The 4812-nt window shown below is 69.0% G+C and carries 6 protein-coding genes; 3 read left to right on the forward strand and 3 right to left on the reverse strand.

Features of this window, described 5'->3' with window-relative positions:
* On the forward strand, nucleotides 1–418 hold a 418-nt coding region (locus ABZ154_RS34705; protein ID WP_356838427.1), incomplete at its 5' end, for a TrkA C-terminal domain-containing protein.
* 222 nt (nucleotides 419–640) lie between these two features.
* Here ABZ154_RS34705 and ABZ154_RS34710 read toward each other — a convergent pair.
* Nucleotides 641–1063, reverse strand: a complete 423-nt coding sequence (locus tag ABZ154_RS34710; RefSeq protein WP_356838429.1) for a hypothetical protein — start codon at nucleotides 1061–1063, stop codon at nucleotides 641–643.
* A gap of 557 nt (nucleotides 1064–1620) precedes the next feature.
* Between ABZ154_RS34710 and ABZ154_RS34715 the strand changes: the two genes are divergently transcribed.
* Nucleotides 1621–1896 (forward strand): hypothetical protein, encoded by a 276-nt coding sequence (locus ABZ154_RS34715; RefSeq protein WP_356838430.1) that lies wholly within the window; start codon nucleotides 1621–1623, stop codon nucleotides 1894–1896.
* 120 nt (nucleotides 1897–2016) lie between these two features.
* Here the strand turns inward: ABZ154_RS34715 and ABZ154_RS34720 are convergent, their stop codons facing one another.
* Nucleotides 2017–2703, reverse strand: coding sequence for a phosphotransferase (locus ABZ154_RS34720; RefSeq protein ID WP_356838432.1), 687 nt, complete (start codon nucleotides 2701–2703; stop codon nucleotides 2017–2019).
* Between the two features lie 295 nt (nucleotides 2704–2998).
* Here ABZ154_RS34720 and ABZ154_RS34725 point away from each other — a divergent pair, with 295 nt between their 5' ends.
* The gene (locus ABZ154_RS34725; RefSeq protein ID WP_356838434.1) at nucleotides 2999–3787 is read left to right on the forward strand and encodes an IS5 family transposase; all 789 of its coding nucleotides are present in this window, start codon (nucleotides 2999–3001) and stop codon (nucleotides 3785–3787) included.
* On the opposite strand, the gene ABZ154_RS34730 is transcribed toward ABZ154_RS34725, so the two are convergent.
* Complete coding sequence (locus ABZ154_RS34730) at nucleotides 3744–4277, reverse strand: hypothetical protein (protein WP_356838436.1); 534 nt, start codon at nucleotides 4275–4277, stop codon at nucleotides 3744–3746. The two genes, ABZ154_RS34725 and ABZ154_RS34730, sit on opposite strands and share 44 nt — an antisense overlap.
* Between the last annotated feature and the right edge of the window lie 535 nt (nucleotides 4278–4812).

Genomic DNA, 4812 nt, shown 5'->3' on the forward strand with positions numbered 1-4812 from the left:
GGAAGCCAGCATCCTCACCGCCTCGCTGCTGATCTCCTTCGGCATCGAGAACGTCTGGGCCAAGGCCATCAGCGAGGCCCACGGCCGCATCCTCACCCAGCTCGGCGTCCACCACGTCGTCTACCCCGAACACGACATGGGCCAGCGCGTCGCCCACCTCGTACGGGGCCGCATGCTCGACTACATCGAGTTCGAGGACGACTTCGCCATGGTCAAGACCAACCCGCCCACCGACATCACCGGTCTGCCCCTGGCCAACAGCGCCGTCCGCACCCGCTACGGCATCACCGTCGTCGCCATCAAACGCCCCGGCGAAGGCTTCACCTACGCCACCCCCGAAACCATTGTGGAAACGGACGACACCATCATCGTCGCCGGACGCACCCGAGCAACCGAACGCTTCAGCGAACTCCAGTAAGACCTGCCCCGGCAACGGCCCCAGCTCCCCACGGTTCTCGCAAACATCCCTAGGGAACCTCGCCGGGTGGCTCGGGGGCCTACGCCTAATCCGCACTACCGCACGCGTCTGGACCGACGCCTCGGCCTGGCCCCTTGATCGCCTGGCGCGAGGCAGATGTCCTACGCGGCGCTGCCGACGCGCGCGACATCTCGCGAACGGGTGCCCAGCCCCATTCCTGTGTCATTCGCCTTGCTGGGGCGGTGCTGTGGCTCGCGGGAGCACGCGGATCGTCGTGCCGGGTCGGCCCGGTTCGCGGAGTTGCAGATTCTCCAGTTGTGCGAGGTGCAGGGCACCCACGAGGGCTTCGACGTCGGCTTTCAGCTGCTGGATCTCGGCAGCGTCCGAGGCGCGTAGCTCCTTGAGCTTCACGATCTGCTTGCGCAGTTGCTTCTCGCTGTCGGAGGCATCGCCGCGCGTGCGGATCTGTTCATAGAACTGGTTCTTGAGGTCGGTGTGGCGTTGGGTGAGGGCGTTTCGGGGAACGTCGGCCTCGACAGCCAGGGCGACGATGGTCAGGGCTCCGTTGGAGCGCTCCGGACAGCCGGTGAGGATGCGGTGGCTGGCCGCGCAGATGCGGTCGCGTTCATCAGGGGCGGGTGTCACAAGCTGGTCTCCGGACGAAGAGTGATACGAGTTCGCTCGTGTTCGGCTGCTGCAGACTTCAGGCGTGCTGCGTGATGGCGGAGGCGGTCGGTGAGGGGGCCGGGGACTGCTTCCGTGTTCGCTTGGTCTTCGAGAGCGGCTGCTCGGCGTGTGATTTGGGTGGCGTGGTCGTCGGTGCGGGCGATGTTCGTGCACGACGGGCGGCACCTGTCGAGGCTCGGGCTGTCGGTGGTGTCCAGTCGGTGGCAGAGCGCTCGGTCTCGGTCGTAGACGCACATCACGAAGGCGTGCGGGTTGTCGTAGACGGCCAGCTGGGGGTTGTCGAGGATGTCCCGGGCCTGCCGACGGGTACGGATGGCCCCGGCGAAGGCGGGAGCCTGGCCGACTGCCCGGATGGCGCGGCGGGCTGCCGGCCCGGAGATGCTCACGCCTGCTTGGAGGTCCGTGTGGAGGGCGCTGAGAGTGTCCGCGGTGGCTCGGGCGGTCTCGATGTCCAAGAGGTCGTGGATGCCGTCGCGGCTGCGGGATGCGTAGCCGGCGCTGACGGCGGTGCGCAGGTGGCCGTACTGGATCGCGAGGGCGACCAGCCCTCCGGGGCGCCGTGCAATGTGCCAGGCCAGCGTGCGGCGGAACCGGGCGAGGCCGAGGTTGCCGTGCGGATCGTCGGGGACGGTCTCGTGCGGGCGGCCGAGCCGAAGAGCGAGGCCGGACGCCCAGCGGGCGAAGTCCTCGATGCGGGTACGCAGTCCTTCGTAGCCGAGCGAGGTGGCGGTGGCCGCGCGGGTCCGCTGGAAGGTGTGGGCGGCGGAGTAGAAGAGCAGCGCTCGCGGTGATGAGGGTCCTGCTGGGCCTTCCCATCGGCTGGACCGGGACCGTGGCGGGGATCGCGTTCTCGGCCGTCACCCAGGTGCCTGGGAACGCCGATGGCCGGTCAAGGCATGGAATGTGCCGCGTCAGACGTGGCCGAGGAGTTCCTCGCGCCGGGCCAGCGCCCACGCGCGCTCCTCCTCAATGTCCGGAATGAAGTTCTGCCGCAGGAATGCCGCCCAGGGGTCCGAGCCGAGCGGGCCCAGGCGCGCTATCCGCTCGGTCTCGGCGCGCTGCAACCGTGCCAGCGCGTCCAGTACGTCGGCCGAGTTCACACCGTAGGCGTCGCAGAGCAGCCGCAGCCGTCGCGCCAACGGCGCGCCGGCTGCGCCGTAGCCGACCCTGCGCTGACGGTCGGGGAGCCGCAAAGGCACGCTGTACCAGGCCAGTTGCGCGAGGTCGTCCAACGCATCGCCGGGGATGGCCAGGTCCCAGTCAATGACGCCCACTAGACGGTCGTCCGCCCAGACCGAGTTCCAGCTCGTGAGGTCGCCGTGGCGCATGATCAGCCCGGGACGCCAGCGGGCGTCTGGGTCGCACCAGACGGCCTGAGCGGAGGGGCGGAAGTCGCGTACGGCCTCGTGGTAATCGCGCAGCCACCGCCCGAGCGCGGTAATGCCCTCGTCCGCGAGAAGCGCCCGTGGCCACGGAGACAGCCCGACTTCGCCGCGCAGCAGCGACACCACCTCGTGGCCGTCCACGGGACCGTCACCCAGGGCGCGCGGCACGCCAGCGAATCCCACCTGCTCCAGGTGGCGCAGTAGTTCCCGCACCGCGGGGGTCCACACGCGCCACGGCCTAAGTAGCTGTTGTCGTTCCGATCTTGAGGGGTGTGTGTCGAACGGGAGTCTCGATCGGGTGATCGCAGCTGGTCGCGGGCATGAAGGCAGGGCCTCTTGGTAGCTCGGGGTTGCGAAGCCAACCGAGATCCAGGAGACCCTGTTGCCGCAGTTCTACGTGCTCGCGCCGGTGGAGTTCAACTCGGCTGCACCGACGTGTGATTGTGTCGCCCACCGGTTCGGAAACGCAGCCGATCACCCGGAACGTGTTCGGCGGTATCCCTCGGACATGACAGACGCGGAGTGGGCCGTGGTCCGGCCGCTGCTGCCGGTGCCCGGCTGGATGCGCGGCCGGGGCGGGCAGCCGGAGGCGTACTGCCACCGGGCGATACTGGACGCGATCCGCTACCTCGTCGACAACGGGACCAAGTGGCGGGCCTTGCCCGCGGACTTCCCGCCATGGGACCGGGCATACGCATTCTTCCGCCGCTGGCGCGACCACGGCCTGGTCAAGGAGTTCCACGACCGGTTGCGCGCAAGGATCCGCGAGAGGGAGGGGCGGGATGCGGAGCCGACGGCCGGCGTGATCGACTCTCAGTCCGTCAAAGCGGATGCCGTCGTCGGCTCCGACAGCCGTGGCTTCGACGGCGGCAAGCTGATCAACGGGCGCAAGCGGCACGTCGTGGTCGACACCCTCGGTCTGCTGCTGGGCGTGATGGTCACCGCCGCGGACACCGGCGACCGCGCCGCCCAGGTTCTGCTCGAGCAGGTGGCCGACGCGCACCACCGCCTCGCCCTCATCTGGGCCGACGGCGGCTACACCGGCCCCCTCGTCGAGCACTGCCTGGCCACGCTCGCCCTGGTCCTCGCGATCGTCAAACGCAGCGACGACATGCGCGGCTTTGTGGTCCTGCCCAAGCGGTGGATCGTCGAGCGCCTCTTCGCCCACCTGATGCGCACCCGCCGCCTGGCACGCGACTACGAACGCCGCACCACCAGCGCCGAGGCGATGATCTACTGGTCGATGACCCTGCTCATGACCCGCCGCCTCGCGCGGCCGAGGTCTTCGCGAGCATGAACCGGCCCGGCGCGGGTTCGGCCAGCCAGCCGCGCGCGACCAGGCGTTTCGCCTTCGACCGCAGTGCCTCCACCTTGGCCGGCACCGCCTCCAGACCGAACACGGCAGCCATCTCCTGGCAGGTCAGCGGCCCTTGATGGAGCCGGTCCCGGTCCGAGAGAGCCTGCAGAATGCGCTGGTAGTCCACCGACAGCACCGACCAGGCCAGCCCCTCACGCCACACCGGCACCTGCGACTTCGGCTTCGCCGAGTCCCGGGGCGCCGACCCGCCCGCAGCCCGCGGATCCGGGACGTCCTCCGTGCCGGCGGGGCTGCCGCAGTCCGGAGCCAGCACCGTATCGACCCGCCTGCGGGCGATCACCCACTCCTGCCATTCCAGCTCGGCCACGGCCAGTTCGGCCTGGATACGGTCGGCCTCCTCACGCAGCCCGTCCACCCGACAGCGAGCTGCGAGCTCGTGCTGTTCCAGCAGTCCGACAACCGACGGCATCCGCAACCTCCCGGGGAGCGACAACACGACAGGTCACGACTCCCACCGAAGCACCGCCCCTACTCCTGACCAGCGAAAACGCCGCCCCCAAGTCCGGAAAGACAACAACCTCTAAGGATGGTCTCGCCCTCACGGCGCACCGTCGACAGACCGCCGCGCATCGATTCACCGTCCTGGATCATGGTGGAATCCTAGTGCGCGGCGGAATCCTGGGCCCCGGGGCGCGGTGCCCTTCCGGCAGGCTCGCGCGGGAGCCGGGTCGGGCCGAGCTCCTCGGTACCCACCAGCCGGAGCACCAGGGCTCACTAACTTGGTGCGTTCTACAGATCAGGCCCAGCACATTTTCTGTCTGTGGGTCTCGGCCCTGCTGATCACCCTGGTGTGACATCAGCGCCGGGGCAAGGGGACGACGCCCTTGGCGGCGTCCCCTTGCTGCCGTTCTGAGAGGGCGTTTGATCTAGTCAGATTGCCCTTTATCTCCTAGTAAGTTCCTCGCCAGGTGGGTGTGGTCTCGTCCGTTATGCGCTTGGCGAGG

The sequence above is a fragment of the Streptomyces sp. NPDC006261 genome (genome assembly GCF_040613515.1).
Lineage (GTDB): Bacteria > Actinomycetota > Actinomycetes > Streptomycetales > Streptomycetaceae > Streptomyces.

Bases quoted from the DNA above. Each gene is read 5' to 3' on its own strand.
- ABZ154_RS34725 (WP_356838434.1), top strand. From the start codon at position 2,999: ATGACAGACGCGGAGTGGGCCGTGGTCCGGCCGCTGCTGCCGGTGCCC.
- ABZ154_RS34730 (WP_356838436.1), bottom strand. From the start codon at position 4,277: ATGCCGTCGGTTGTCGGACTGCTGGAACAGCACGAGCTCGCAGCTCGC.